Below are 25438 nucleotides of genomic sequence, written 5' to 3'. Positions count from 1 at the left end.
CCTGAAATAGTCGTCGTTAATCGTAAAGAGCGCAGTCAATATATGGGCTGGTCAGATCCTCTACCCTGACCTCAACAATCAGGGATGTTGCGCCTGATACGGCTGCCGGAATAAATTGTGTAGATTGTCCATTGAAAAACGCAGAGAAAGACGTGTCCCTGTATTGTAGTTGGGGGAGGTCTTCGGGGATATCGATTGTCGAACTCACCCAGCCTGTCGTTTGCATTAACAGGGCGCGTTTCCCCCGCAATGTCATTTGCTGTTTAGTGTTGTATTCCCCGGCAATAGCCAGCGGGTTTGTGTCGCTGGTCAGGACGCATTTTCCGTTCTCATCCCAGACAGCAATCCCCCAGTCGGGAACGGGCTGCGGATAAACCAGGGTAAACAGGTAAATATCACACAACACCGGGGTACGGGCATCCGGCGCTGATAACTCAATATTCCAGCGGCTATTTTCACTACTGAGTTCACCATACGGTGCATTCCATGCACTATCAGTATGCACGCACATAAACGCCATGCACGGCTGTGTTGTGTTAATGTGCGTGTCTATATGTTCATACCATCGGCCAACGGTGACCGATATTTTCCGCACAAAAGAGAGCGGTGTCGTTTTGGGTGTCCACGGAACCCCTTCATTTGTTGTTAAAAATGCGCCCCAGTCCATAGTTCCTCACGCCGTGTAATACGCAATCAACCAACCCTCAGCAGCCACATTGCGCCCGGTTGAAATAATGATTTGATTGTCTCTCACCAAAAACTGGCGTTTTTCATTCGGCCAGTCCCCTGTTTGTGTACACATAAAAACATAAGACAAACGGAGGCCGTCACTCATCGGTTCACGGGGGACAGTCAGTGCGCCTGTCGTCTGCCCACTGGTCAGTTTCATAAATCCCGCATAAAGAAAAGGACGGATGCCGGTATTACGCTGCCGCCCCTGCTCGTCCCACACACCAAAACCATAATCACTCATCGAAATTGTCCTATATACCCCATTGCTGCCCTGACCCGTCCGTTCTGGTCATAACACGCAATTGCCCCATTCGCCCAGCGTAACCCTGACCGGGAACGCATGTCATTAAATTCAAAAGCGCCAGTGACCGCATTAATCAAAAAGCCCGCCCGGTACTGCACATAGTTTTTTGACCTGATAGCATCAGATAAAATAATTTCCCTGATATAATTTTTATCGATAAATCCGTCCCTGATAAACACCTGATTACCCTTAATCACAAGCACTGGTTCCATCTTCCCATTGTTCGGGTTCACCACGGTAAACTGGTTCGCCCTGACACCAAAGTGCGTTTCTACCTTGCCGTTTTTCACCTCAGCCCCGATAACCATCCCTGCGCCATAATATTGTCCCCTGTAGTTCACCCCTGCCCCGATATCCTTGATGGCATAACCGTTACCACTGATATCAAAGACGGCTGTCGCTTTTTCGCGGATAATCGCCTCTTGTTCCCTGAACTGCGCCTGAACCTGTTGTGCCGATTCAGCGACCGCTTTCTGTGTACTGGATATTGCCTGTTTGTTAGTCACCACATCTGCGGCAATTTTACCCACACTATCGTTAGTGTTCCCGATGTGAGTACGGATTTCGGTAAATTGCTGACCAAACGATTTATCCCGTTCAGCTATCGTGGTTTCAACTGTTTTGATACGGGCGGTATTGGTTCCCAGCTGTGAGTTGATATCTGTGACTCTTTGCGCCCATGCCTCGTTATCGGTTGCCCGCACTTGCCATAACTCGCTAATCTCCGCCTTACTCTCCCCGTCACGCACCATCAGTTCCCGGGATAATTGCTGCTGCGCGTTGGTGAGTATCAGGGCAGTTTCAGCGTTCCAGTTCATGTCAGACTGCAACCGTTTCCCAGCCTCGGCGGTGAGGAACACATTACCGGTTGCCTCCACTATCCAGCTTGTGTCTGTCGAAGACTCGCCCCGGATAAACGCTGTCCACGGGGATTGGTTGCCGGATTTATCCACCAGCCTCGCACGGAACCAAAATGCCACACCGGCCGCCAGTCCCTGCATGGTGTGCGTATGTTGCGGGTAGGGAATATCCGCCAGCAACATCAGCCCCTCACCATCGTTGGTCCGGCTGTACTGGATTTCGGTTTTCAGGGTGTCATCAGTCTGGGCGGCAAAACCCCAATCCAACTGGATACCGAAGATGATCGATGCGGTACGGAATGCGAGCGGTGTTGGTGGGTTGCCCTCCTTCCCTTTCAAACGGGTTTCCGGTGCATTCGCCCAGATACTGGATATTTCAGCCGCATTAATCGCCCTCACCCGTGCCTGATAGCGTCCAGAATAGACGTTTGGCACCTCAAATCCCTGTGTAGAGGTTCGGGGTGCTGATATCCAGTTCCCGTTATCACGCCGCCACTCAGCCTCATATGCAATCGCATTCTCCGCCGCATCCCATGTCACGCGCAATGTGGTGACGGCAATACCCTGATTCACCACTGAGTTACTACTGATAGTGACATTTTTCGGCGGGGACTGAACGCCGGGGGGAATAACCGAAATGGGGCGCTCGTCAATGCGTACCCCGGTATCGATATGGGTATATTTATCGGGGTTATGCTCAACGGCGGTGATTTCAAACGAAATGCCGTCCTCGCCCTCTTTAATGCCGGTGACCCTGAATTGCTGAATGGCTAAATCGGTGGCATCAATCGCCCAGACGGATTCGGCAACTGGAATTTCTGAATAGGCTGTCGTCACGGTGACAGTCTGTCCGTTTACCGCCTGAATAGTCCGTCCCTCGGCTTTACCCGACGGCAAATTCAGGATTAACCGTTCGCCCACTATCGCCGAGGATATTCTGTCCAGTGTGATATTGCGGCCATTCACCACACTGACGCGCCCGCCCAGTACACGGCCTGAAAACATTTCATCCGCCACCCCGATGATGTAACCGGGCAACGGGATTTTACCATCCAGTCCCACAGTAAACGTCACCATCCGGTCATACTCGTTGGTGTACAGCACCCATTTACCCCGGCGTTGCGCCTCACTCTGGCGGGTACAGCCAATCGCGGTAATATCGGCCTGTTTAACCCCAAATCGGCGTATCAGGCGGTTTTCGAAAACCGGCTCAACCGCATCCTGATAACCATTCTGGGGGTCTGACCAGCTCACCATGGCCGTACTATAGTGAGTTTTCTCACTGGAACTGGCATAGACAAATTTACCGTCACGCACATTGGCGCGGGTATAGATAAAATCCATATCGCGGGGCATATCCGCCAGCACATTCATGTTATTGTTCGCCCAGAATGTCATGCCCCGAAAGATACCTGCGATATCCCTCAGCACCGTCCATGCATCCTCTTGTGACTGGATATACACATTGCAGGTGTGGCGCGGCTCTTGTCCTCCTTTGCCATCAGGGACAGGCTGGTCACAATATTGCGCAATGCGGTACAAATCCCATTTTGCCAGACTCAGGTTTTCCGTTTTCACCCGCGTGCCGATGCTGAACCGGTCATTGATCATCAGGTCATACAGTACCCACGCCGGATTATCTGTCCATGCCCATTTAAATTGCCCTGACCAGACACCGGAGTAACTGCGGCTTTCAGGGTCATAGTTATCAGGCACCCGAATCACGCGCATTTTCGGCTCACAAGATACCTGCGGGATATTGCGAAACTGTTTGGCATCAAACTGAACGAATAACAGGGCGGTTTCGGGGTAACTCAATTTGGCGTCAATTACCTCAGTAATCGCCTCGACCACCATCGCATCGGCAATCCGGTTACTGTTTTGTTTTGGGGTCAGGCGGCGGACGCGCACCTGCCAGCCTGAATGGGCTTTGGGCAGATCAATACGGTGTGAGCGTTCATATTTGGTGGTGGTTTTGCCATCAGCGGCTGTCTTCAAAACTTCCTGATACGCCCCGCCATCCGTGGCAACATCTATCGCATAGTCAATAACATAGCCGACCGTATCCCCGTTCTCTTTCTGCGTCTGCAACTGGGGCCACGATAACCGGATACGCACCGCCGACAGTTGGGTATTGGTGACCGATCTCACCCATGATTCCATTAACTCCGTACCGACCGTCAGTTCATTCTCAACCGCAGGCATGCCCGGTATATAATCCTGATGCGGCGTACCGGGGCGAAATTCCCACTTGACGCCCTCAAAGTTAGCCTGACCATCAGGACCAATAATCGGCGTGTTGTCCAGATATATGTTGGTGCCAGCGAGTCCGCCCGCAAATTCCCCTTCCCCCAGTGCCAATACGATTTTGGCATACGATGTTGACTGCAATGAATCCGGTGATTCTACGGGGGTGCGCGGACTTCCACCCCCGCCCTTACTGCCCTGAATCAGATGATTTCCCATATTTCACCCATAAAAAAAGTCGCCTAAGCGACCTGACTAAAAACAATGTAGCGTTATTGCTGATCTTCGGCGTAGATGCCCGCTGAGATAATGGCACCTCCGATGCGCCGCTTTCCGTAACCCAGCGGAACGGGGTTCCCCTGCGCAATGGAGTTAACCGGGCCACCAAACGCATACGAGGGTTTGTTGTCGGGATCTTCCCGTCGCGCCAGTCCGCCCGGCATCGGTGATAACATCTGTACCACACCGCCCAGCATCATACCCACACCGGACATGACCATCGGTGCACCCCACGGAGTCGCCCACATAAACGCGCCGGCAACGACCATCACCGCCCCGAGTATGGTTTGTAATATCCCGGCTTTTTTGCTACCAATAATCACCGGCACAATCCGAATATCCCCTTCCCCGGAAAAGGCCAGTTCATCCTGACTGATATTGCGCTTGCCGATAAACACGGCAAAGGTTAATCCGCGCTCTCTGGCGGTTAACAGATACTTTTCAAAGCCGTCAACCAGCACAGACAATGCCCGAACAGCCTCTATTGAAGAGGATACTGCCAGTTTATATTCGCGCCCAAACTGAGAGCCGAGTGTACCGCCGAGGCGTATTGTGCGTATCGTTTCCATTTATAGCTCCTGATATCTGACGATTTTCACCGTGCGCTCCTGCCAGTAGCCACTGTAAGACACACGGTTACTGAGTTGACCGTACATGTGGTGTAACATTAATCCATCGCCGATATACACGCCAGCGTGGTTAGGTTCGTTGGCCTGTATCTGCATGATGATCACATCACCGGTCTGTAATTCCCCGCTGCACTCAGCAAAACCCGCCGACGCATAGTGCTGCATATAGAGGTTTTCGCCCCGGTTCCACCAGCCATCAATGCGGACAAAATCGGGTAATTCAATGTTGCGTTCCAGCCGATACCAGTCGCGCACAATGGCGTAACAATCCCAGATACCATGGACAAACGGGCGCTCCAGTAAAGGCTTGATACCCTCCGAGGGCATAATTGTACGAATATCCCCCTCAGGCCATGAGACAATCACCCACGGGATTTGTGACAGGTCACACTGCGCAATATCTAACTGACTGGGTTGTGTTGTCGCGTCGGGGTGACTGTGAACAATGGCAATAATAGTACCGGCATCCTCAGCCTCGGCGTAATCTTCTGGGTGCAGGCTGAATTGTTCTGTGGGTGAGGGAGCAGTGTTGCGACAGCGGATATATTGCTGTTTGCGGCTATTCTGAATCACCAGACCACAGCATTCATTCGGGTAGTCGGCCTGCGCGTGATCTAGGATGGAATGAATAATATGAGGGCGCATAGCGGCTCCATAACAAAAAAAGCCCCAAACGGGGCCATTTTTCATTCAAGGTAATAATTACGAGTGGATTTGAGACTTTTCTAATTCTTCTATTTCTTTCAGTTTATCTTTTAATTTCTGCCTATGTTCTGCCAGATTACGCAAATCACACTTTATTTTTTCTATATTTACTTCTACTTCACCCTTGCTGTACTGCTGCAATTCACCAATAGACTCAATGGGTGTAGTTTTTGTTCTTTGGATTAATTCACTTAATCCTTTCGTTGAGTACTTCGGGCACCCCTCATACCAATACCCATCCTGAGCAACCGCATATGAGGATAAAAACAACAGCGCAGTGACAACAAAAAGTAGACGATATTTCATGTTATTGTCCTATCTACAAAATTTAGACTGGTCATCATATCACCTATTTGTAGCAAATAATCACCGCCTCAGCAACGCAGAACCCGGAAACCCGCCAAAGGGCAATTGGGCATCGTCTCCGTATCTGGCCTTGCAATCGCTCATTAATCCCCCGCAAGCATCTTTAGAGGGATCATCTGTTGGATTGCCGTCCTCATCAAAATACCGCGTTCCCGTATAATTACAGGGGGATTTGCGGTACAGCCCACGCATACACCATGTACACAAGCTATGTATCTGACGAGTGGGGATTTGTATGCCCTGTAAATCAGCAGGCGAAGACAGAGTAAACTGGACGCTTTCATTATCTTCATGGGTCTTACTGTCGATATAGAAAACATCGATTTTTTCCTGTGTCGGATCGGCTTGTGGGTTGCCGTCGGGGAAATTACGGGCATCCAGATAATGCGCAAAGGTCATGCGAATAGTTACACGCGCCTGAGCCATATTTTGATACGCCAGACACAGGGCACTGATAGTACCATCCAGATTGGCAACACTGAGCGTGGGGGATATCGCCCTGCCATCACTGTTGACCTCCAGCCCTTCTATTTTGACCGGCCACGGCTTATATTCCACACCCTGCCACCAGATAGACTTTATCGGTAAATTACCTATATCACCTTCCAGTTCCTTTTCTGTATAAGAAATAGGGTGATTATGGAAATATAATTCTGGTCCACCGAATACTGAACCATCGACAGAAAACAAAAGAATTTTATTCCCCGACTCAAGACGTTGTAAATCTGCATTAATTTTCATGCGCTGAATGCCTGTTCGAATATTGCTGATATTTTCATAACACCGCCCGCCATTGGAATCATGGTTATTGAGTCCGCTTTGACCCGATATAATCCCCTCTCACCAAACGGTGGCGTCCAAATGAATGATTTTAAAGTATGCTTGCGGATAAACTGAAAGATAGGCATTACCTCTTCTTTCACGCCGATATAAGAGTAAGGCCACGATTGACTTTCTGGGTTAATACCATCAGCAGAAACTTGTTTGTAACCATCCCCAAACTCAATCGATTTAATTCGGTGCTTAAATTCACCACTGGGCGAATCCTGTATTTGAGTTCGCCACTTAAATACTTCAATAGCCATATGAGTACCTATAAATAAAAAAACCGCAGTTAAGCGGCCTTAGAAATGAAAAACCCGCGAGTGCGGGTTAGTTATGAATTTATGGCTTATCGTGCAATTCGTTCGCTGGCTATCTTATAGGCTTTCGAGTCTTCTCTTTTGCCTACCGCTATCACCCAGATCACAATCTCTTCATCTATCACCTGATAGACAAGACGAAATCCAGAAGAGCGAAGTTTTATTTTAAAACAGCCAGCTAAATCACCATATAATCTGGCTGACTCGATATAAGGATTATCTTGTAGCTTCCGTAGTTTCTTTTTAAACTGCTCACGGATGGTATCATCCAGCTTATGCCATTCCTTTAAAGCACGCTCGTCAAACTCAATGTTAAATTTCATCGATATTTACCCGGATGCGTTTAGCGGGATTTTTTAAGCGCTCCCTCACGACATCAAGAATATCCTCATCTTCGTCTTGCTCCGAGACCATCACGGATACTTCTGTGAACGGCAGTTTCTCATTTTCTGCTACATAGCGTAGAAAGAGCCGCATGGCATCGGAAGGAGATAGATTCAGTTTTTCAAATGCCTGATATGCATTCTTTTTAAGTTCTTCATCCACTCTGATCTGAATTGTGCTCATAGCATCACCATATGTAATTACGTTTGTATTACATTGTACATTATTGCATCTATTCCGCAATGAATTTTACGAAAGTTTCGTAAAACCAGCCGTCCGTGGCTTGGGGTTATGCGTTAAATTTATAACTTTCCAATGCCTTCATCATTGGCTGCATATCTTCTTTATGTATCAGTATATACCAATCTAACTTGAAGATGCAGGTTTTAAAATCTGAAAATTATCAGTCAGTCGAGTCGTGAGCTCTTTCGCTTTTTCTGGCAAAGTGACATGAAAAAAGTGACGAAGAGTTTCACGGAAGGTCTTCGCATCCGGAAAATAGATATTGTTACGCACTTGCTCATTCATATACTTCCACAATCGCTCTATCGGATTGAGGTTTGGGCTGTAAGGCGGGAGGTAATGCAATTCAATATTCAGGACATACGCAATATCTTTCACCAACTCGGCTCGATGGTAACCCGCTCCATCCAAAATGATGTGGATTTTTTGCGAAAGCGGGTAAGTTTCTCGGAGCGCACCGAAGAAATAGGCGATATTTTCGGCATTGATGCGCGGATATTCACGGATCACGGTGTCTTCAATCCGTTGTAAATTCAGGGCGCCCAGAATATTGAGACGGGTACGACTGCCGGTGGTTTCGATCCCTTTTACCTGATTTTTTCCTGCTTTCATCCAGCCATAGCTGAGCTTTGTGGACTGTGAAGGATGCACCGCATCAATAAATAGGATCGGTTCATTCTGCCCCGCTTCCTCTTTCAGCGCCTTGTAGTCATCAATAAATTGTTGCTGTTTGTGCGCATCGAATTTATGAGGAACACCCTTGGGTTTTTTATAGCTGAAACCTTGGCGGTGAAGCCATTTTGTCATTCCGCCCACGCTGAAAGAAACCTGCCAACGGGCTTGGACATAGGCCACAATTTGGGTTGTGGTATGCATCAAATTGGCGGTCAAATAATCAATCAGGTCGGCGGTTTGTTCGGCAGAGAGATGGCTTTCAGAGCCGCCATTTTCTGGGGTGAGCTTTTCCTGCGCGATAAAATCTTTCAGGTGACGGCTGACCGTACTTTCATGAATACGCAAGGCCTGTGCAATCATCTGAGCAGTCCAACCTTCTGAGGCCAAAAGCACCGCCTTAATGCGATCACAGACTCGACTGTCGCGAGTAGTATCATGCATCAATTCAAGGGCGTGTTTTTGTTCTGGTGTCAGATGAATTTTCATGGTTGCATGCATGATCTGATTTGGATAAGAAATCAAGCATCTTCAATGGCGATTGGTATATAGCCAGCACGTTGAGCTATTTCCATAAAGTCGTTTATGGTAGAAACATAATGTTTAGGAGTCAGCGCCTGAGAATAAAGCACTTCCCCTCGTTCCAGTTCCATTAATAACCTGCCAGTAAAACCAGAATAGCTATTAGGGATTGGTAACGCCTCTTTCCCCAAAAACTCACCCTCAATTGCTTTAGTCGCCAGATACTCTATCGCAGAGGGAAGCTGGTCGTTGGTTAACTCATTTATATGACCTACCCCGAACTCATGATGAATCATCTGGAATAGCTTTTTATTACTGACTCCATATTTACCCATCAGAGTATTAACCAGTCCGCGAAGAGGGGTACGGTCTTGGGTTGTGGTTCCCTTCGCCTTAACCTCGCCCGTAGTCCAGTATTCATAAAGAACATCATCGCACTCATCTTGATACCGGATGACTTTATCCCTGATCGACGCTTTAACTTTATTGGGGCTGATAGTTGCTAACCAGCCAGCAAGTTTGCGGAGGGCAATGCAAATCATCTCCCTCTTTTTACCATCTGCGGCAACTATAACGATTTCCGTTACAGTTGATTTAAACCTTTGTTTTATCTTCTCTAACTGCGATTGCCAAGCTAGTCCCATGCCATCGACAATCGGCTTCATCGGTACATACGGCTCACCGTTATAATTAACGACATATAGATCGGTGCCATGAAATGGGACGTTGATAGTTTTACTTGGTTCATTAAGTGGTATACTTAACATGTCTATATTCCTGCAAGATTGTAGATGTTGTATAAGAAGCCCCTGACTATTACCAGTAGTCGGGGGTTTCGCCGTTTTAGCGCGTTCTATTTATCTCGTGATTGTAACGTTTTGTAAAGACAATCCATTGTGAATTGCGAAGCGCCTCGAATATTCAACTATTTACACGCGTATTACGTGTAAATATTTATTGTTAATACTGATTATCACTGTTAGATTGATCAATAAATCTAAATAGATCAGTATTTGATCGCCGCCCATGGCCTCAAACCCCGTTAAGCAGCTACTTTCACACTCAACATTTTGGCAAGTTTGGAAATACTACATGCAATCTCCCGTTCATCAAAACGATGGCTTTTATGCCGCCACGCTCACGGATTTGTCATGGGTATGCAGCCCATCCCAGTTCTTTTTCATCGGCAATTCATTTGCCAGATAATGCTGGTAAATTTTTTGCGCGCCTTTTTGTAGCAGAACAGGCTGAAATTTAATGAAAGCCTCTTCACCGTGAAGATTGAATTCATTTTGCTTTTCTGTCAGGTAGCGATCACGTGCGTAGGATGTTGCCCGCCAGCGTAAATTTTTACCTGATTTGCTTTCGTTGTAGAGCCAGTTATGCAGATGGAGAAAATGGTTTACTTTTTGAACATTCACTCCGTTAAGCATTTTACAGAACTGCGTGGCGGTCATGCCCTCTTTGAACAGGTTTTCCATGCTTTCCACCTTGTGCTCAAGTGCGGCTTTCTGTTCTGCTAAGTCAGCCGCCAGACGAAGTGCTTCGGGTAGTGATTGGGGAATTTGTACATGAACCCGTTCAACCAACTTACCAGAACGGTAATCAATGAAAGTCTGGTTGACTTGCAACTGGAATGACGGGTTGATCCAGCCAGCATATGAAACGGCTATTAACTCATGAGCGAAAGTACCGGGATTGGTGCCACCTAAAACAGCATTGAGCACTTTATGACCAGTGTGCATATTTGCACAGTGACTACCTTTCAATAAGTTAGATTCAAGTTCTGACACCAATTCTTTAGCTGACTGCGTTCTTAACCATTGCGCAGGGGCTTTATTTGAACCAGTACCACTTGCCTTATGAAGCGCATTCAGATTAAAACGACCTGCTGAATCGGTAGTGATTTCTACGCCTGCAATGACAGGAAGATTTTTATTTGCTACATTATTCATATTGTCACTCTCTGTTATGGTTGACATGTTGGTTTCTTCGAGCGTTACTGACAAATTAGAGACCCCGATGGTTGCCGCCGTTGGGGTTTCGTCTTTATGGAAGTTGTAACTCACCTTTTTTCTCCATTTCCATCACGATATCTACTATGTACTCCAATTGAACCTGTACAGAGCGGCGCTTTTCTTCGGCTTTATCTTCTAGCCATTGGCGCATTTCCGGCTTCATTCTGAATGGGTATGGTGAGGGTCTCATATCTTTTCGCATTTTTATCTCCTGTGAGTATTTGTAACTACACATTCTCATAATGTACTATTAGTTATAGCTCATGATTCCATCATGTGTCAATATGAATTTTTTGGACTTCACATATGAAAATTAATGACAATTTTAAAACACGAATTTCAATGGCTAGACAGGCAGCCAATCTAACTCAAGGAGAATTAGCCGATAAAGTTGGTGTTGTCAGAAGACAGATCGCTGCCTATGAAGCTGGAGACTCAAAGCCAAGGGATAATGTTCTAACTAATTTAGCTGCGGCACTTGGCACAAGTAGAGAATGGTTAGCAATCGGAGTTGGTGATGAACCTGATCTAGGTAACATTCGCAAGACAGTGACAACACATGAGATTCCAGTGATGGAATATTATAGTGATGTATTTTCAACAATTGGTTTTACTGCGTCTGTTACTGGCATTGGTCATGGTTCGGTTTTGGCTCCTCCTAATGCGAGTTCTGATTGTTTTGCCGTTAAAATCTCAGGAGATTCCATGGAATCCGAGTCAGGACTCAGTTTTCCTGAAGGAACTGTGGTTATTTTTGACAGAAATCTCGCAGCTCAAAATGGTGACTTTGTTTTTACTTTTTCCATGACTAACGGTGATTCTATGGTTAGGCAGATCTTTTTCGACCAGGGTAAATGGTTTCTTAGACCTTTAAATTCTAGCTATGAAGTTATACCCTTTAATAGAAAGAGCCTTGAAGTTTTAGGTATTGCAGTACAATCACAATTCGATATCCATTCAAAAAGAGATTCCTTGCCGATTCATATCACTAAGAAAGATTCACACCTTAAAGAGATGGATAAGAAATTAAGTTCTATCCACTCCATGCTTGAGCAACTACTCAACAAAAAAGCCCCGTAAGGGGCTGTTTGTGCAGGCTGGCACAGCAATAATATTAAATTTTTTCTTTAATACCCGCCTGTCTCAGTATTGCATTGGCGGTATGTTTAGAGACTATTGTATATGGCACACTGAATACTTTGTTGGTTATATCGCTACGCCATATTTCATGGCTCCCTTTGCCTTGCCTGACAAAGTAACACCCGTGTGCTAATAAGATTTCTTTCAGTTGCGGATATAAGCCAGAACCCATCAGAGAGCCACCCTTGAATCAGATGATTGCTCTTGGACAAACTTAATACGGATAACCTCAGAATGGTCGCCTAGGCCATTAATCTCATAAAGTTCAGGCGCAATTTCCCAAACTTTCTCTGTCAGCTCATCGTAAGTCTTAGCTTCTGTAACCAATCCAAGCTCATCACACTCAGCGATCCACATGTCAGCATGGATAACATTTACAACAAACGCTTCAAGTCTTGCTATAACCACTCCCATGTATTACCCCTCTGTATCCTGAGTTAATGAATGATTATCTATCTCAATCTTAGCATTAATTGGTTATAAAACCACCGAATTTAAAGCCCAGCAGGATATATTATCTGTTGTTATTATCTGCTAATTCATTATTCCAATACTTTATTTTTCTGATAAATGTCTCATGAACTTCACTAGGTAGAGTGCGTTTTATCGTGTAGATCTCATCTTCAAAATCTTGATACACGTTCGTTGAATCTGGAGATTGAATAAAAAATGATTCGACTAACTTTTTCACTCCATCATCATTTATCATGAAGCCGTCTCTTTTCTTTATAAGAAGATCTTCTGTGTTAACAATTTTTTTTGCGGCTTTCACAATAGGGTCTACCTTGACCAAATCAATGTTGTGAAGCCAGTATACATACCTGTCTTGAAATTGTTTCTGAATTGCCTTGGGCAACCCTTTATTAAGGCTCTCTATTTCCGATTGATAATGAAGCTCTATCTCTTGAGTTTCCTTGTCTATGTTTGCTTTTATCAACGTTTCTGATAGCTCCTTAACCCTATCATCTATTAACTCTATCCCATCCTTCCTTCTTTTATAAAAAAACTCAGGAGGGACATTTGATGGCTTAAATTTCTTAAGGGTTATTTGTTCTATTTTTTCCTGAACATCACTGCCACAATGCTTGCATTTAAGCGCTTCAACGTTGATCTGTTCTGCACAAAATGGACACTTCATTTGATTGTTTTTACTATCACCATTAAGAGTTTTTTTTCCTCCAAAGATAGCCAACAACAAACCACACAAAACGACAAAGCAGCTAATCAACAAGAGATTTTCTCTTTGAGCCACCAACCCGATATTATTAACCCTTCCACCATATCCAGTTGCTACACTCACATCCATATTAAATGATGCAAAAACAGCAAGAACACCAATAACCAGAAGGAAGATCCCAAAATTTTTCATCTCCACCATTCCTCATTTAATTAATTCGCTTACTGGCTATTTCGTCACTTCATCAGCCCACTTAACTGCTGTATATTGAACTCCTGTCGTCACATCTTTATATTTCCCATCAATATAAACGTAATATCTTGTTTTATAACCTGTATAACCGCCATAGCTATTTTTGGCATTGATTTCTACTGGAACAACATAAGCCACATTCCTTGATGCCGGAGTATAAGCTAATCTAGCATCATGAAACTTATACTTTGCTGAACTTGGATCTTTCAGTGTATAGGCGATGATATCCTTCAATACTTCCTGATAATTAGCTGGCAATTTATCATACTTAGCGCTTGCAATTTCCTGTTTTGTCATAGGGGTAACACAACCTGTAATCAGGAACATACAGCCAACAATTAAAATAAAAAACTTCTTCATCTTCCATCCTCACTTTAATCAGATACATGAATCTTAATCAAAGTATGGTGCAAAATGAAGCAAAATGGACAGTTACAAGTCTTAATGTGATCTACACATAAGCATATATTCTCATTTGGTTTATGGTTACATCTCAGCCCAAAGCCACCAACCGAAGGGATGGCTGATTAACTTCGGGGAGATGTGAGATGGATATAGATAAATACGACAGGGCGTTACAGTTAGATATCTTGACGTACCTATATAACGCTTTCCCAAATCCATTGGAAGATGGAGAATATGAGGGGCTTTTAGGTAAATTTAATAACCCCGATCACCTCATAGCAAACATGCTTTACCTTGAAATGCATGAACTAATCCAAAAACCCTTTATACAAAGTACAACTTTTGATGGTGTGACATACATTTTTAATAACCATACATGTTTTATCACTGAGAAAGGCATTGATTTTCTGCTGGATGATGGTGGACTCAGTGCTATTTTAAAAGTACAAACTATTCGCATTCACAGCGATTCAATTAAAGCTCTTGAGGAACTTATTGTAAATTTTGATGCGAATTCCGATGTGAAGTCGAGCTTGAAATCAAAACTTCGTGAGCTTCCGGCAAGCGCCATAACACATTTGATGAACGAACTATTGGCGAAGGGGATAGCGAATCTACCGGTCGCGTTTCAGATAATTCAAAAATTCCTCCAGTAGGACTGAATTCTTGTGAACGTCTGACTAGGCTGAATTTCCCCCAGCCAAGTGAGCCACTCATAAGCACCCAAAAGTGATTATCAGGCCATTCGGCATGGATAAAAAATCCGTTTGGGTGTATCAATGATGTAAATATTTTCATACCTACCTCTCATAAAGCCACCAACTCGGTGGCTGTTTAGTTAATAATTTCTACCGTCTACCACTAACCGCTCTAATGATTTTATACAAATCACCACCATCACGGCTTTCTTGAACTAACACAGACCTTATTTTCTTCGTCAGTGATAGCTCTGCTGCCCGTGCATCGATATTTGAAGCGGTAGATTGCTGTTGCTGGTTTTCTACATGAATGCCGCCAAGATTGACCTGAACTCCACCAGCGGGCGTAGGTTGCATCCCGTACATTCTTGGTGTCGGAGTACTTACTGTCATTGGTTGAGAGCCGCCAACATGACCACCAGCAGCGTATCCACGTTTGGCGCTATCCATCAGCCGATACAAATTATCAACACCTAAACGCTGAGTTGACTCTTTGGTAAATACAAACTCACCACCATGAACTACACCTTTAGGCTCGTATTTGCCACCATCTCCAGTGTAACCACCACCAGCAAATCCAAGCGTAGCCCCAAATGAAGTACCACCAAATGCCGCTTTCATGGCTTGCAACATAGCCATTTGCATGAGCATTTTGGTAATCATGCTAAGAATTGACTTAGTGAAATCGCCAAAGTTAGCCTTACCAGTGAGAAGAAAATCAGACAGAGAGTTGCTCATACCCGCAAAGGCTGCTTGGGAGATTTGTGCAACATTGCCGTAGGCATTTGATGCCTCCCTTTCAAAATTCTCGAACCCTCTTTTAAATCCATCTTCCCAGTTAGAACGAAGAGCTTTCTCATCCGCATATTTTTGTTCGACCAGATCAATTCCACGTAGATATTCAGAGTCGCTTTCAGCCCCCCCCTTCTTTAACCACTCATTTTTCAGCTTGAGCAATTCAGTCTGCTTGGCTATCTGAACTTCAGTTTTACCAATGCTTTCACGACGGAGTCTTAACTCTTCTTCCAATCCATCATTGGATAGTCTTAAGCCGTTAAGTTGTTTTTGCTTTTCAATCTGGTCGCCAATTTCAGCAGCTTCCTGCTTTTCAGCAAGGATAGATTCTTTTTTCAACAATAATGCTTTTTCATCATCACTAAGCCTACGCTTATTGTCACCGTCTCTGACTTCCTCAAGAATGGCTAATTGACTCTGTATTTTAAATAATTCCCGGCGCTGTTGACTGACGATGCCAACATATTTACTTTCGTCTTGTAGGGCTTTTAACTCAGCTTGTAGTGCTCGTGTACGAGCTTGCGCCGCTTCATCTAAGCGAGTCCCTGCATCAACTTTAAATTTAGGTTCTTTAGGCGGTTTTTTCCCATAACCAGGTCCTCGACGGTCACGAAATTCGTGTTCGATACCGGCGCGAGCTTTCGCAATATCCTCTGTCGTCCATAGCTTGATCTTACCTTCTTTCGCCAGTTGGATATTTTCTTGTATCAATTTATTTAGCATTTTATGTTCATGCTTTCTTTTTTCTGCCCAACTCGTCCCTTTATCAACCAACTGGTTAAACTTAATTTGGCTGGTAATACTGCGCTCTTGAAGTTCTGCGGATTCCTTCTCTTTCCTTACCTTAGTATCCAGTTCACGCAGTTCTTTCTTCCACTGATTTAATATTTCATTTGATACACTAGGCGTTTTTCCATTATGGCGACGAGGGTCATTTTCTGCCGAGCCGATTTTTAACACCAATCTGGCTCTGTGCTCTATATCAGATGGCTTAGCACCTAATCCAGCAATCGAATCCCACATAAAATTAGCAGCGCGTTTAATCTCATCAAATAGCTTAGGCAATGTACCCATACTATTTCGGATTTCATTCGCACGTTCAGCCATCGCTCCGCTCAATGCATCCGTGGCATAAGTAACGGCTTCCGTTATTTTTCCTTGAAGTTCTAATTCCTTAATATGTTGGAGTACGTTCACGGAGAGATAGCGATATTGCTTGTTCAGGGCAACAGAGCCACCATAGGGATCATCAGATAATCGGGCGAAATGTGAAACCAACTCATCAACGCTCTGCCCAGAATAACGAGAAAACTCGACAATAGATTGCCCTGCTTTACTAATATCTACGTCGAGCTTAAGCCCTGCATTCATCAGCTTAATGAGCGCCTCGGCGGCAACTTCTGCGCCTGCACCCGTTTTACTGATATTCTCTGCATAACCGATCAATTGTCCCTGAGTAATTCCTGCGAATCGCCCAGAGGCAATAACAGCCCTATTAAAATTTTCCTGTACTTCTAAAGCCTGATAATAAGCTTTGGCAACCCCACCTACTCCTGCAATTACCGCGCCCCATCCCCCGCCACGTAACAATGTTCCCATACCCATTGAATCGGAGAGATTTTTAAGTCCAGCAATAACCGAATTGTTATTCCGGTTTAAGTTCTTGGTTTCCTTACCCGTTTCTTTTAGCTTGTTGATGTAAATATCTGCCGCTGAACTCACGCCTAATTGTGCCGCCCTGTATCTCAGTAATTCATTACGGCTGAGATTTTGGGTTGCAATTTGGTCTTTCAGTCTGGCCAGAAACGCCTGACCTGCTGCGGCCTGTTTCGCATCAGCCTCTGCCATCTGTTTCTTTTTGCCGATAATGTCAGAAAGGATGTTGCGATAGGATTCAAGGTCTAGCTTCTCTGACTGTCTGGCTTTTCTGGCTTCCGCCTGAATCTTGGTTAACTGCTCTGTCGAGGTAGCATTACGTTTAATGGCATCAATCTGTTTGAAAAACGCCTCAGCGACTTTATCTTGTTCCGCCGCAAGAACTTTTGAAGCTGACGCAGCTTGCCGCTCCTTAGCTGCTAACTCCGAAACACTTCGGTGTATCCGGTCAATCTCTTTCGCCATAGCAGCAGAGGCCGAAGCGTTTTTTTCTGACTCGTTGGATAACTTATTTGTGGAATTACTGACCTTATCAGCGGCCTCTTTAAATGAGTTTAATTTCTGCTCACCCCTTTCAAGATCAGAGGTGTTAACCTTTAATGAGATAGTTGCTACATCAGTCATTTCTCTTTCCTTCGGGTATAAAAAACCTCCCGAAGGAGGTCACAAAAGGAGTTGTTACTTCTTATGCATGACTTCGAGCGCCTTAACTTCCATCACCCGAATATCGTTAAATACGGTCGCTCTGTCTTTGATGTTGAGGTAATCCATGACCTGATTCAGCGGGGAGTAATCTAGACCCGTAGCGCCGTTCATGCCAACACGCCACTGTGTGCGCATTGCACTGAAAGTCAGATACGAATCCCATACATCAGGCCACACCTCAACATCATATTCTTCCGGGATAAAGCCAAACGCCCGTTCAAAATCAACGGCATCTTTTGCACTCATTCCGCCATACAATGCCTCAGCGACCGCTATCAGTTTTTTTCGCGATTACCCAGTAGTTCGTTGTAGTAGGTGGTTGTGATTGCTGTTGTTGCTGACGGATAGTTATCCAGCAACAGTTTTAAGTTCTCAGTGTTGTAGGGTTCCTCTATTGCCCAGCCAGCAACAATTTGCTCAAAGAATTCCACCGCTGGCATTTCCCGCATTTTATCCAGCTCACTGATGGGCTTGTGATTGAATGTAAATGTCACCACTTCCGGATCTTCTTTGCCAGCAACGGGGATCTGGACATTTGCTTTGAATTTAGGGTTAGGAACAAGTGTAAAAGCCATAAAAAAATCCTCAAAAGAAAGCCCCGTAAAGGGGGCGTGATCATTCTGCGTTGGTATAAATCTGCATTTCAGATTTAAGAGAGAATCGCGCGGTGACGTTTTCCACTTCATTCATTGCGGTATTGGGCACACGCTGAAACGAAACGGAAGCGGTATAATAGCGGTCTTCCGCTGCACGTTTGTTATAGAAACGAATAGCAGTGATCTGCTTGCTGTCATCCAGTTTCATGAGCAACTTACGGATAGGTAACTTGGCGTCGTGAGCAAAGGTGTAAACCTGAACAACACCATTTTTGTAGGTATCGATAGTTTCCGCTTGCTCATCTTCTAAGAACTGAACTTCTTGCGTTTGTTGATCGCCACCTTCCGTGGATAATGTCATGACCTGCGGCATTACCTCCCACTCCAGCACTTTTTTCAATGAACCTGCACCACCAGCCACGGGGAATACGTTCTTGTCCGTGGTGTCCAGTCCTTCCAACGTGACGCTCTTTTCTGCGACCGATTTAACACGATAAGCACCAGAGGCTTTTTTCCAGCCAGAATTGACATGAACGATATCGTCCTTAGCAATGCCCGTAGCTGACTCAACCGTCAGTACTACCTCTTCTGCGTTAGACGCGGATACTACTTTGATTTCATTCCCGTACTTACTTGCAATATAAACACGGGAACCATTAGGAATGTTATAGGCCATCGTTAACCTCTTTTATGCATAAGAAACCGCTAATTGCGGCTGTGTTATCGAACTGCGTCACATCGATAAGATGTACGTATGGGAATGGTGTAGTTGGTGCCATCCTGTATGGCAGGAAAGATATTCGGCTCATCGTTGAGGTATAAATCCTCGACCAATGACAAGCCGTTCTGTAGGAATTTAGTTACTCGGACAGCAATACTCATCAGGGTTGAATCACCCGAACCGGATTTCCCCACCACATTCACCTGAATCACACCGCGGAAGATTGGCATATCCAACGACAGCCCAATGTTTTGTGTTGTTGCTGGCATAATATGTAATTGCAAATACGGTTCGTTAATGTCATCAAATGGTATATTCGGCCACGCCACGTTTAGACTTTCCTGTTTGGCTATTTTTGCCACCAGCGCCCGAATAGCGTTATTTATTATTGACTGGTTCATGATTTCGCCTCCGTAACAGCCTCACTAAAGAACTTCTGAAATCCCTGTGCTGTTACTGCAACCATGCCATTTGGCGCTTGTTTCGAATGCCCCATCTCCAGACGATAAGCATACGGCACAACGTTTGAGAAATAGACCGATTTTACCCCAACCTGAAACTGACCAATAACCAAATCACCCACGGCTTTAGTCATATTGCCGCTTTTATCAATGCGTCCTGTCTCTTCTGTGGGAATGTCATCAAAAGTGATCTGCCAATTACCGCGGAATCGTCCACCCGTATATCCAGAAGGTGCTTTGATATCCATAGAATCAGTGACACGAGCACGTTTTTTTAGCTGCCGCTTCTTTGGGGTCAAATTTTTAGGATCTAACCGCTGCTGCTCGTTCCAATCATGTACAGCCTGATTGTATTCTCTTGCCGTTTGATTGACCTTCCACAGTTCAGGGTTGCCAACAGGCGACATGATAATCAGTCGTGACAATATCTTGATAAACGTTCCTCTTGATGCGGCTTCAATATTGCCTTTCGCTTTATTCACAAACGCATCAATGGACGCCATAAATGGATCTGCCATGTTACGCCCTCAACTGAGATTGGTAACAGAGTATGAAATCTGCGGGTTTTATTGGGTTAGGCTCAATCACCCTCAGCCAAACACTATCCACCAGCACACGATCACCTTTTTTTAGCTCAATATCAGACGAAAACACCATCTTGATATCCGTAGACAGTATCAGTGAACCGTCAATCTCATTAGGGTTATACTTGGTTTTTACTCCGACAGCGCTGAACTGCTTTTCCGGTTCGTGATGCTCTTTGCCTTCATCATCCACCCAGTGCTGCCCTTTTCGTTTTACCTGAAATTCGGCACCATACTTTTTTAGCAATCGTTCAGACGTTTTTTGCATTCTAGGGTAGAAAGTTGCCATATCACCCCCTGAATACTTTAAATGTCGTACCACTACCAGATAGAAAGTCATGTAGCATGGAATTAAACCAAGATATGTTTGGCTTGCCTGAATTAGTTCCTTCCGTATAGGTCACCGCTACTGCGCCACTAACCGCCTCAGATAGCACTTCGCCGCCTACTGTGGGGGTCAGATCATATTCCAGAGAATCAATAGCCAGCCGACACTGAACCTGGATTATCGGCTTGGGGATAACATCATCCGACACTGACTCACCATCGATATAAATTCCCTTGCGGGGGAATGCCAGCGGTTGATCTGCATTAGCTCTTCTCCCTTTCCATTGCTTAGTGGACAGATAGTCCATCGCCTGAAACAGGAGAGACGACAAATCACCATCAGGTAATGAATAGCCCCGCTGAGTAGCAAATCGCCTTAAATCTTCAACACTGGCGTAACTGTTAAACGTTGGCGAGTTTTTATCTGAATCAATCATGCTCACCTCAAAGAGAAAGGGGCAATTAAGCCCCTGTTGATTACTCATCACTTGCCAGAATTCTGCTCGGAATTTTTGGCTTTTTCGCTGCCAGAATCAGGCTTACCGCTCAATACCGCCGCAAACGGTACATTTTTGCGGTCAAATTTGCGCTGCCAATTAGTTGCCTGAGCGATATCATCAATGGAAGGGGTCTTATTGGGATCTTCCTCTCCCAGCCAGCTAAAACCAGCGGGTTGCAAGATAAACGTTTTACGCTCCCATAACACCTCAGCACCACCACCATTACCGCCTGACGCCTTACGATCCAATTCAACCGGAGTATGCGGGTTACCACTGCCGTAACCAAACGCACCGCCGCCGAAAAAGACCGTCAGATAACGCCCGTCCTGATATTTCAGGCTGTCATCCATGAAGATGGGTTTACCCAGGTATGTTTGCAGAATGACGCGCCCCTCTGAATCGCGGATAGTCTCAATCAGGTTCTGGGTCGCCATTTGTTTCATGACGACAGAGTGAACACCAATAGCACTGAACGTGTCGGCGGCATCACCTGCGGTAAATGCCGCATCAATCAGGTTATTGGCTGAGATTTCATTGCCACCCTGAATCACCATGTCGCTATTATTGTTCGCAATGTTGTTGCCAATAATCCCACGCGCAGTCCCAATGAGATAACGCTGCCATTGCCGAGTCCAATAAGTACCAAAGCGGTTACGGATATGGGTCATTGGTTCACTGTTTGCCAGCTCTGCCGCCAAGTCAGCTACGCCATAGCCCTTGTTAAGGTACAGAACACGTGATTTCAGGCTGGACTGACTGGCCTTTCCTACCTTACCTATCTGATCGGGGTCGTCGGACGTGGCATTAGGTGCCTCGTTCGCATCTAAATCATTCCAGTAGTTAATGGTTGCCGTGCCTTGTCCATCAGAGGCGATAGCATCCAACTGAGGCAGGCGGGTAATGATACCTGACTCAAAAACGGCGGTTTTTTCTGGGCTGTTTTGTGGAGCGATAGCCTGATAGTAATCACCACGAAAAATATCGGATAAACGAGTTGTTGCCATTTAATTCATGCTCCTGTTACTGTGTTTTTGCGAGGCGTTTAAATTCCTCAGGATCTTCTTCGAGCAGACGGATACGTTCTGCTTCCGTATAGTCGTGCCAAGTTTTACCGCCACCTCTGGCAACAGTTTGGCGCTGACCTTCACCGCCGGTTCCGGTCGCTTTACTGCCGATAACAACAGGCGCAAACAGCTTGTTGCTACGGAATTCTTTTTCTAAATCGTCAATAGTCAGTGCAGAGGGTTTACCTTCACTATCTACAACCCGTGTTTTGCCCTCTTCAACGATTAGGCGTGATTTGATATGTGGTAAAAGCAACTCTGCACTGTCGCCTGCCAATTTAGCCGCCAGTGACTGAGCCACGTTATCCACCAGCAATGTGCGCAAATTAGTGTCCTTTTCTTCGAGTTGTGCCAATAACTCTTTTTCTCGTGCAGTGAGTTTCTCAGACCAACTTTTTTCCAGTGCCTCAATGTCACCGTTTTTACGGGCTTGTTCGTCTGCGGCTTTCTTGGCTGCTTCTTCCGCCTGACGGCGTTTCTCTTGTTCAGATTTTTTCTCAGAAAGTAATTCATCGACTTTCTTTTGTAGGCCGGAAACGTCGGGAATTTCAGGCAACCCTTCGATCTGTAACTGATATTTATCACCCTGCACTTTGTACATGGCTTTTTGGTCATCAGTTAATGCCTCGAACTCTTCTTTTGTTAATAAAAACTTAAACATCGCAAACCTCGGGTTTTGATGATGCAGTCACCGACTGCGGATAATAAAAAACCCGCTCAGTGTGGCGGGCTTGTGTGATTTGTTGCTGGCATTAGTCATAGCCAGCCTCTCTAAATGCTTGTTCGTCTATCTCTTTGAGCTTGTCTAATGAAATAAACTCACCTTTATCTGTGTAGAATTGCGAGGGATGTATACCGCCATCCTTCATCAGCCGGAAACGAGTTTCACCAAACACTTGTCGCTGTCTCCACTCCGGCTGGCGCTGAATCCACTCTAAAAATGTCGCCCCTGCTGGCACCTGACCATCCATTGATGCCCGCATTCCTTCGCTCATTTCATCCGCATCAATACCCAGTTCACGCCACGATTTCACCACCAGCGTTTCCATTGAGCGACAATTGAAGTGGATCTTTCCGGGACCCTGCAAATAGGGGACTTTGTGTCCGATAGGTTTACCGTCTAGCGTGTACCTCAATCCATCGCGGACAATGCAATCGTTGGATGTTTTGTTATCCAGTGTTGATACCCACCGCTTACAATCAAGGATATCTCTGTTAGCGTCGACAAATTGCTCTCTTGCCACCGCTTGTAGGTGACTGACGGCAGTTTTAGCGATGGTTGTCGCATTAGCCCGACTCATTTGCAGGGAACCGTCTTTATATCCTTGATTGGCGTGACCTCTGATTTTTCGACCAATCTCAACCGCACTCTCACCGTTCAGGTAACCATTGCGAACCGTATTACTAATACGAGCCATGCGGTCTTTTTCCAGACCGTCAGCCCACTCTGATAGCAATTTTCCTTGAAACGGACGCGCCATCACCGATGAATACAACATTTCTTCTGTAATGCCCACCAGCGGGTATTGTCTCAGGATGGCATCAGGTAACAGGGAGCCAAATAGCGACGGATAGTAGCCAATCTCATAGTGGGCATGCTCCAGCATTTCACGGGACAACACAGAAAATGCGCTCTCAACAGCGTTTTTATTGATTGCCCTGACACCGAATAACAATGACTCCAATCGCCTCATCGTGAAACTGTCAGTATCAATGTTGGCATCATCCAGCGCGACAATTAACGATGCTGTTAACTCTGCGTCAAACTCGTTCAACGCCTTAACCATCCTGCGAGCAACACCCGTGCTATAGCGACCAGAAAACAGGGAGTGAGCAATCAATTCGTCCATTATCATTTCATTGATGGATTTCATTTATCATTCCAGCATTTCAGGCTCTTTGTTTCTTAGCTGATCCTCAATATCTTCCGGCTTTTCATCTTGTGGAACAATATTGATACTTTGCAGATACCGGGTGAAATCAACCTTCCTCATCTCACCGGACTGGACAGCAGATAACAGAACCGAAATAGACGCAGAATCCAGTTGGGCAATTTCATAGGTTTTGTTCAACTCAATGGCTGCTTCACCAGTGCCAGCAAACTGGATACAGAACTGCAACGCGCGGTTAAATGCCTGTTCCACATTACCGGCGCACAATGACAGGATGGAGTTATCCGTTTGCGCCTCATTCTGTGCCTGTGTTGCTGTTCGTGCAGAGGTGCCGCGCTCAATCAATTTTGCGCCTAACATTGCCATTTGCTTCTCACGCCGTTCCGCCACCGTTATCTGTATGTTGCGCTCTTCCGGCTGTGCGAACTTCATATCGCCACCCTTGGGCAGCAACACACCACTACGCGAGCCAACGGTAAACCCGCCAGAAAAATATTTATCTGCCCAATTATCATCAAGACCTGTTAACGCCACCATCGGCTGCCCGACAGTGTGTGCTGACTCTGCGATATCAGCCTCAGCCTGATAATGTTTGATATTCACATAGGCGATATCGGCCAGCGGCGGTGCATCCGGTGTGTGGTCGTTGTTCGCTGCGCCAATCCATGACCATGGTAATTCTGTTAATGGATTACCACTAGCATCTTTAAGCTCCACCCACTCACCTATGGTTAAATCATTATATCTGCGCCATCTGCGAGAATAAGCAATGCCATCAATCAGCCGCAATTCAATCCAGTGATCCACCATCTGCAACTCAAAATCATCGGCGTCCCTTGGTTCTTTATAATGAACAACCACTAATGATGTCTTGCCATGAGTCACTCGCCAGTTGATGATTTGCTTTGCCGTAAATAATCGGATGTACGGACGACCTTTATTGGCTTCTGACTGAACGCCAGCACCCGAAAAATCAGTTAGCAATCCAGCCCGCCCACGCTGTAAGACCTGAGAAAGTGAATCACGTATCATCTGTGTCAATGGCTGTCCTTCACCATCTATATCTGTTTCCAGATATTCAACTCCACCAGCGATATCAATTTTGACGGGTTTATTAAATGCGATACCCAACAGGCCGCTGAGAGTACGCCCTGTCGCGTTGATAAACGATGCACGGAGAATATACTTTTTATACCGTTCATTATGCGGATCGTCTTTGGCTTTTTTATCTGCTGGATGCGGCAGATACTTCTCTTTTCGGCTCTTAACGACTCGTTCGCCATCAACACAATCGCCAATCATGTTCCACTCTAGCAAAAATTCGGTGTACGCAGGATGTCGGTAATCAACGTTCGTATTCAT

The 25438-nt window shown here is 45.5% G+C and carries 32 protein-coding genes; 2 read left to right on the top strand and 30 right to left on the bottom strand.

The features are described from left to right. Positions 1-16: 16 nt before the first annotated feature. The 14 genes from BDE27_RS11925 to BDE27_RS19490 all read right to left on the bottom strand — a co-directional run bounded on the left by BDE27_RS11925 (position 17) and on the right by BDE27_RS19490 (position 11293). Positions 17-667: a hypothetical protein gene (locus BDE27_RS11925; protein ID WP_120211360.1), complete on the bottom strand. Its 651-nt coding sequence runs from the start codon at positions 665-667 to the stop codon at positions 17-19. Between the two features lie 6 nt (positions 668-673). Further along, complete coding sequence (locus BDE27_RS11920; RefSeq protein WP_120211359.1) at positions 674-973, bottom strand: hypothetical protein; 300 nt, start codon at positions 971-973, stop codon at positions 674-676. After that, the gene (locus BDE27_RS11915) at positions 970-4362 is read right to left on the bottom strand and encodes a TipJ family phage tail tip protein (protein ID WP_120211358.1); all 3393 of its coding nucleotides are present in this window, start codon (positions 4360-4362) and stop codon (positions 970-972) included. Before BDE27_RS11915 ends, BDE27_RS11920 begins: the two co-directional genes overlap by 4 nt. Before the next feature lie 53 nt (positions 4363-4415). Further along, complete coding sequence (locus BDE27_RS11910; protein WP_099132323.1) at positions 4416-4991, bottom strand: tail assembly protein; 576 nt, start codon at positions 4989-4991, stop codon at positions 4416-4418. Continuing rightward, positions 4992-5696: a C40 family peptidase gene (locus BDE27_RS11905; protein WP_099132324.1), complete on the bottom strand. Its 705-nt coding sequence runs from the start codon at positions 5694-5696 to the stop codon at positions 4992-4994. It lies immediately after the preceding gene. A gap of 57 nt (positions 5697-5753) precedes the next feature. After that, positions 5754-6062: a hypothetical protein gene (locus BDE27_RS11900; RefSeq protein WP_099132325.1), complete on the bottom strand. Its 309-nt coding sequence runs from the start codon at positions 6060-6062 to the stop codon at positions 5754-5756. A gap of 60 nt (positions 6063-6122) precedes the next feature. Beyond that, positions 6123-6863, bottom strand: coding sequence for a phage minor tail protein L (locus BDE27_RS11895; protein ID WP_099132326.1), 741 nt, complete (start codon positions 6861-6863; stop codon positions 6123-6125). Beyond that, complete coding sequence (locus tag BDE27_RS11890) at positions 6860-7207, bottom strand: phage tail protein (RefSeq protein ID WP_167450596.1); 348 nt, start codon at positions 7205-7207, stop codon at positions 6860-6862. Before BDE27_RS11890 ends, BDE27_RS11895 begins: the two co-directional genes overlap by 4 nt. A gap of 86 nt (positions 7208-7293) precedes the next feature. Next, positions 7294-7587 carry a type II toxin-antitoxin system RelE family toxin gene (locus BDE27_RS11885; RefSeq protein ID WP_099132327.1) on the bottom strand — a complete coding sequence of 98 codons (294 nt, stop codon included), beginning with the start codon at positions 7585-7587 and terminating at the stop codon, positions 7294-7296. Then, positions 7577-7831 carry a type II toxin-antitoxin system RelB/DinJ family antitoxin gene (locus tag BDE27_RS11880; protein WP_099132328.1) on the bottom strand — a complete coding sequence of 85 codons (255 nt, stop codon included), beginning with the start codon at positions 7829-7831 and terminating at the stop codon, positions 7577-7579. Before BDE27_RS11880 ends, BDE27_RS11885 begins: the two co-directional genes overlap by 11 nt. Before the next feature lie 183 nt (positions 7832-8014). Beyond that, positions 8015-9052 (bottom strand): IS630 family transposase, encoded by a 1038-nt coding sequence (locus BDE27_RS11875; protein ID WP_120211325.1) that lies wholly within the window; start codon positions 9050-9052, stop codon positions 8015-8017. Between the two features lie 32 nt (positions 9053-9084). Further along, positions 9085-9852, bottom strand: coding sequence for a phage antirepressor N-terminal domain-containing protein (locus BDE27_RS11870; RefSeq protein ID WP_099133974.1), 768 nt, complete (start codon positions 9850-9852; stop codon positions 9085-9087). A 357-nt stretch (positions 9853-10209) separates the two neighbouring features. Continuing rightward, the gene (locus BDE27_RS11865; protein WP_208638594.1) at positions 10210-11067 is read right to left on the bottom strand and encodes a KilA-N domain-containing protein; all 858 of its coding nucleotides are present in this window, start codon (positions 11065-11067) and stop codon (positions 10210-10212) included. A gap of 67 nt (positions 11068-11134) precedes the next feature. Further along, complete coding sequence (locus tag BDE27_RS19490) at positions 11135-11293, bottom strand: hypothetical protein (RefSeq protein ID WP_167450595.1); 159 nt, start codon at positions 11291-11293, stop codon at positions 11135-11137. Between the two features lie 116 nt (positions 11294-11409). Here BDE27_RS19490 and BDE27_RS11860 point away from each other — a divergent pair, with 116 nt between their 5' ends. Further along, positions 11410-12183: a LexA family protein gene (locus tag BDE27_RS11860; protein ID WP_099133973.1), complete on the top strand. Its 774-nt coding sequence runs from the start codon at positions 11410-11412 to the stop codon at positions 12181-12183. A 34-nt stretch (positions 12184-12217) separates the two neighbouring features. Here the strand turns inward: BDE27_RS11860 and BDE27_RS11855 are convergent, their stop codons facing one another. From BDE27_RS11855 to BDE27_RS11840, 4 genes are all read right to left on the bottom strand, one after another. After that, positions 12218-12415: a type II toxin-antitoxin system HicA family toxin gene (locus BDE27_RS11855; RefSeq protein WP_099133972.1), complete on the bottom strand. Its 198-nt coding sequence runs from the start codon at positions 12413-12415 to the stop codon at positions 12218-12220. Continuing rightward, positions 12415-12657: a DUF1902 domain-containing protein gene (locus BDE27_RS11850; protein ID WP_099133971.1), complete on the bottom strand. Its 243-nt coding sequence runs from the start codon at positions 12655-12657 to the stop codon at positions 12415-12417. The genes BDE27_RS11855 and BDE27_RS11850 overlap by 1 nt, the downstream gene beginning before the upstream one ends. Positions 12658-12757: 100 nt before the next feature. Next, the gene (locus BDE27_RS11845; protein ID WP_099133970.1) at positions 12758-13612 is read right to left on the bottom strand and encodes a hypothetical protein; all 855 of its coding nucleotides are present in this window, start codon (positions 13610-13612) and stop codon (positions 12758-12760) included. Positions 13613-13648: 36 nt separating this feature from the next. Then, positions 13649-14032: a hypothetical protein gene (locus BDE27_RS11840; RefSeq protein WP_099133969.1), complete on the bottom strand. Its 384-nt coding sequence runs from the start codon at positions 14030-14032 to the stop codon at positions 13649-13651. A 188-nt stretch (positions 14033-14220) separates the two neighbouring features. Here BDE27_RS11840 and BDE27_RS11835 point away from each other — a divergent pair, with 188 nt between their 5' ends. Further along, positions 14221-14733, top strand: a complete 513-nt coding sequence (locus tag BDE27_RS11835) for a hypothetical protein (protein ID WP_167450594.1) — start codon at positions 14221-14223, stop codon at positions 14731-14733. Positions 14734-14925: 192 nt separating this feature from the next. On the opposite strand, the gene BDE27_RS11830 is transcribed toward BDE27_RS11835, so the two are convergent. The 12 genes from BDE27_RS11830 to BDE27_RS11775 form a co-directional block, all read right to left on the bottom strand. After that, a complete protein-coding gene (locus BDE27_RS11830) occupies positions 14926-17850 on the bottom strand; it encodes a phage tail tape measure protein (protein ID WP_099133968.1) in 2925 nt (974 codons plus the stop codon). A 54-nt stretch (positions 17851-17904) separates the two neighbouring features. Next, on the bottom strand, positions 17905-18177 hold the full coding sequence (locus BDE27_RS11825; protein ID WP_099133967.1) for a DUF1799 domain-containing protein: 273 nt from the start codon (positions 18175-18177) through the stop codon (positions 17905-17907). Between the two features lie 29 nt (positions 18178-18206). Continuing rightward, on the bottom strand, positions 18207-18506 hold the full coding sequence (locus tag BDE27_RS11820; protein ID WP_099133966.1) for a phage tail assembly chaperone: 300 nt from the start codon (positions 18504-18506) through the stop codon (positions 18207-18209). Positions 18507-18546: 40 nt separating this feature from the next. Further along, on the bottom strand, positions 18547-19203 hold the full coding sequence (locus BDE27_RS11815; RefSeq protein WP_099133965.1) for a phage tail protein: 657 nt from the start codon (positions 19201-19203) through the stop codon (positions 18547-18549). Between the two features lie 44 nt (positions 19204-19247). Further along, positions 19248-19649, bottom strand: a complete 402-nt coding sequence (locus BDE27_RS11810) for a phage tail terminator-like protein (protein ID WP_099133964.1) — start codon at positions 19647-19649, stop codon at positions 19248-19250. After that, complete coding sequence (locus tag BDE27_RS11805; RefSeq protein ID WP_099133963.1) at positions 19646-20227, bottom strand: hypothetical protein; 582 nt, start codon at positions 20225-20227, stop codon at positions 19646-19648. Before BDE27_RS11805 ends, BDE27_RS11810 begins: the two co-directional genes overlap by 4 nt. Before the next feature lies 1 nt (position 20228). Further along, positions 20229-20582 carry a hypothetical protein gene (locus tag BDE27_RS11800; protein WP_099133962.1) on the bottom strand — a complete coding sequence of 118 codons (354 nt, stop codon included), beginning with the start codon at positions 20580-20582 and terminating at the stop codon, positions 20229-20231. Between the two features lies 1 nt (position 20583). Further along, complete coding sequence (locus tag BDE27_RS11795) at positions 20584-21057, bottom strand: DnaT-like ssDNA-binding protein (protein ID WP_099133976.1); 474 nt, start codon at positions 21055-21057, stop codon at positions 20584-20586. Between the two features lie 47 nt (positions 21058-21104). Next, complete coding sequence (locus BDE27_RS11790; protein ID WP_099133961.1) at positions 21105-22124, bottom strand: phage coat protein; 1020 nt, start codon at positions 22122-22124, stop codon at positions 21105-21107. 16 nt (positions 22125-22140) lie between these two features. Further along, complete coding sequence (locus tag BDE27_RS11785; RefSeq protein ID WP_244208773.1) at positions 22141-22845, bottom strand: hypothetical protein; 705 nt, start codon at positions 22843-22845, stop codon at positions 22141-22143. 91 nt (positions 22846-22936) lie between these two features. Next, entirely contained in the window at positions 22937-24058 is a 1122-nt protein-coding gene (locus tag BDE27_RS11780) for a phage minor head protein (RefSeq protein WP_099133960.1), read from the bottom strand. Between the two features lie 3 nt (positions 24059-24061). Continuing rightward, positions 24062-25438: a DUF4055 domain-containing protein gene (locus BDE27_RS11775; RefSeq protein WP_099133959.1), complete on the bottom strand. Its 1377-nt coding sequence runs from the start codon at positions 25436-25438 to the stop codon at positions 24062-24064.

The sequence above is a fragment of the Xenorhabdus ehlersii genome, from assembly GCF_003610465.1.
GTDB lineage: Bacteria > Pseudomonadota > Gammaproteobacteria > Enterobacterales > Enterobacteriaceae > Xenorhabdus > Xenorhabdus ehlersii.
Note: the sequence above shows the minus strand (reverse complement) of the source record. Positions and strands in the feature narration are given on the sequence as shown.

What these genes read in the sequence shown, in the direction of transcription:
- BDE27_RS11925 (WP_120211360.1), bottom strand. Translation starts at nt 667, where the DNA reads ATGGACTGGGGCGCATTTTTAACAACAAATGAAGGGGTTCCGTGGACA.
- BDE27_RS11920 (WP_120211359.1), bottom strand. Translation starts at nt 973, where the DNA reads ATGAGTGATTATGGTTTTGGTGTGTGGGACGAGCAGGGGCGGCAGCGT.
- BDE27_RS11915 (WP_120211358.1), bottom strand. Translation starts at nt 4,362, where the DNA reads ATGGGAAATCATCTGATTCAGGGCAGTAAGGGCGGGGGTGGAAGTCCG.
- BDE27_RS11910 (WP_099132323.1), bottom strand. Translation starts at nt 4,991, where the DNA reads ATGGAAACGATACGCACAATACGCCTCGGCGGTACACTCGGCTCTCAG.
- BDE27_RS11905 (WP_099132324.1), bottom strand. Translation starts at nt 5,696, where the DNA reads ATGCGCCCTCATATTATTCATTCCATCCTAGATCACGCGCAGGCCGAC.
- BDE27_RS11900 (WP_099132325.1), bottom strand. Translation starts at nt 6,062, where the DNA reads ATGAAATATCGTCTACTTTTTGTTGTCACTGCGCTGTTGTTTTTATCC.
- BDE27_RS11895 (WP_099132326.1), bottom strand. Translation starts at nt 6,863, where the DNA reads ATGAAAATTAATGCAGATTTACAACGTCTTGAGTCGGGGAATAAAATT.
- BDE27_RS11890 (WP_167450596.1), bottom strand. Translation starts at nt 7,207, where the DNA reads ATGGCTATTGAAGTATTTAAGTGGCGAACTCAAATACAGGATTCGCCC.
- BDE27_RS11885 (WP_099132327.1), bottom strand. Translation starts at nt 7,587, where the DNA reads ATGAAATTTAACATTGAGTTTGACGAGCGTGCTTTAAAGGAATGGCAT.
- BDE27_RS11880 (WP_099132328.1), bottom strand. Translation starts at nt 7,831, where the DNA reads ATGAGCACAATTCAGATCAGAGTGGATGAAGAACTTAAAAAGAATGCA.
- BDE27_RS11875 (WP_120211325.1), bottom strand. Translation starts at nt 9,052, where the DNA reads ATGAAAATTCATCTGACACCAGAACAAAAACACGCCCTTGAATTGATG.
- BDE27_RS11870 (WP_099133974.1), bottom strand. Translation starts at nt 9,852, where the DNA reads ATGTTAAGTATACCACTTAATGAACCAAGTAAAACTATCAACGTCCCA.
- BDE27_RS11865 (WP_208638594.1), bottom strand. Translation starts at nt 11,067, where the DNA reads ATGTCAACCATAACAGAGAGTGACAATATGAATAATGTAGCAAATAAA.
- BDE27_RS19490 (WP_167450595.1), bottom strand. Translation starts at nt 11,293, where the DNA reads ATGAGACCCTCACCATACCCATTCAGAATGAAGCCGGAAATGCGCCAA.
- BDE27_RS11860 (WP_099133973.1), top strand. Translation starts at nt 11,410, where the DNA reads ATGAAAATTAATGACAATTTTAAAACACGAATTTCAATGGCTAGACAG.
- BDE27_RS11855 (WP_099133972.1), bottom strand. Translation starts at nt 12,415, where the DNA reads ATGGGTTCTGGCTTATATCCGCAACTGAAAGAAATCTTATTAGCACAC.
- BDE27_RS11850 (WP_099133971.1), bottom strand. Translation starts at nt 12,657, where the DNA reads ATGGGAGTGGTTATAGCAAGACTTGAAGCGTTTGTTGTAAATGTTATC.
- BDE27_RS11845 (WP_099133970.1), bottom strand. Translation starts at nt 13,612, where the DNA reads ATGAAAAATTTTGGGATCTTCCTTCTGGTTATTGGTGTTCTTGCTGTT.
- BDE27_RS11840 (WP_099133969.1), bottom strand. Translation starts at nt 14,032, where the DNA reads ATGAAGAAGTTTTTTATTTTAATTGTTGGCTGTATGTTCCTGATTACA.
- BDE27_RS11835 (WP_167450594.1), top strand. Translation starts at nt 14,221, where the DNA reads ATGGATATAGATAAATACGACAGGGCGTTACAGTTAGATATCTTGACG.
- BDE27_RS11830 (WP_099133968.1), bottom strand. Translation starts at nt 17,850, where the DNA reads ATGACTGATGTAGCAACTATCTCATTAAAGGTTAACACCTCTGATCTT.
- BDE27_RS11825 (WP_099133967.1), bottom strand. Translation starts at nt 18,177, where the DNA reads ATGAGTGCAAAAGATGCCGTTGATTTTGAACGGGCGTTTGGCTTTATC.
- BDE27_RS11820 (WP_099133966.1), bottom strand. Translation starts at nt 18,506, where the DNA reads ATGGCTTTTACACTTGTTCCTAACCCTAAATTCAAAGCAAATGTCCAG.
- BDE27_RS11815 (WP_099133965.1), bottom strand. Translation starts at nt 19,203, where the DNA reads ATGGCCTATAACATTCCTAATGGTTCCCGTGTTTATATTGCAAGTAAG.
- BDE27_RS11810 (WP_099133964.1), bottom strand. Translation starts at nt 19,649, where the DNA reads ATGAACCAGTCAATAATAAATAACGCTATTCGGGCGCTGGTGGCAAAA.
- BDE27_RS11805 (WP_099133963.1), bottom strand. Translation starts at nt 20,227, where the DNA reads ATGGCAGATCCATTTATGGCGTCCATTGATGCGTTTGTGAATAAAGCG.
- BDE27_RS11800 (WP_099133962.1), bottom strand. Translation starts at nt 20,582, where the DNA reads ATGGCAACTTTCTACCCTAGAATGCAAAAAACGTCTGAACGATTGCTA.
- BDE27_RS11795 (WP_099133976.1), bottom strand. Translation starts at nt 21,057, where the DNA reads ATGATTGATTCAGATAAAAACTCGCCAACGTTTAACAGTTACGCCAGT.
- BDE27_RS11790 (WP_099133961.1), bottom strand. Translation starts at nt 22,124, where the DNA reads ATGGCAACAACTCGTTTATCCGATATTTTTCGTGGTGATTACTATCAG.
- BDE27_RS11785 (WP_244208773.1), bottom strand. Translation starts at nt 22,845, where the DNA reads ATGTTTAAGTTTTTATTAACAAAAGAAGAGTTCGAGGCATTAACTGAT.
- BDE27_RS11780 (WP_099133960.1), bottom strand. Translation starts at nt 24,058, where the DNA reads ATGAAATCCATCAATGAAATGATAATGGACGAATTGATTGCTCACTCC.
- BDE27_RS11775 (WP_099133959.1), bottom strand. Translation starts at nt 25,438, where the DNA reads ATGAATACGAACGTTGATTACCGACATCCTGCGTACACCGAATTTTTG.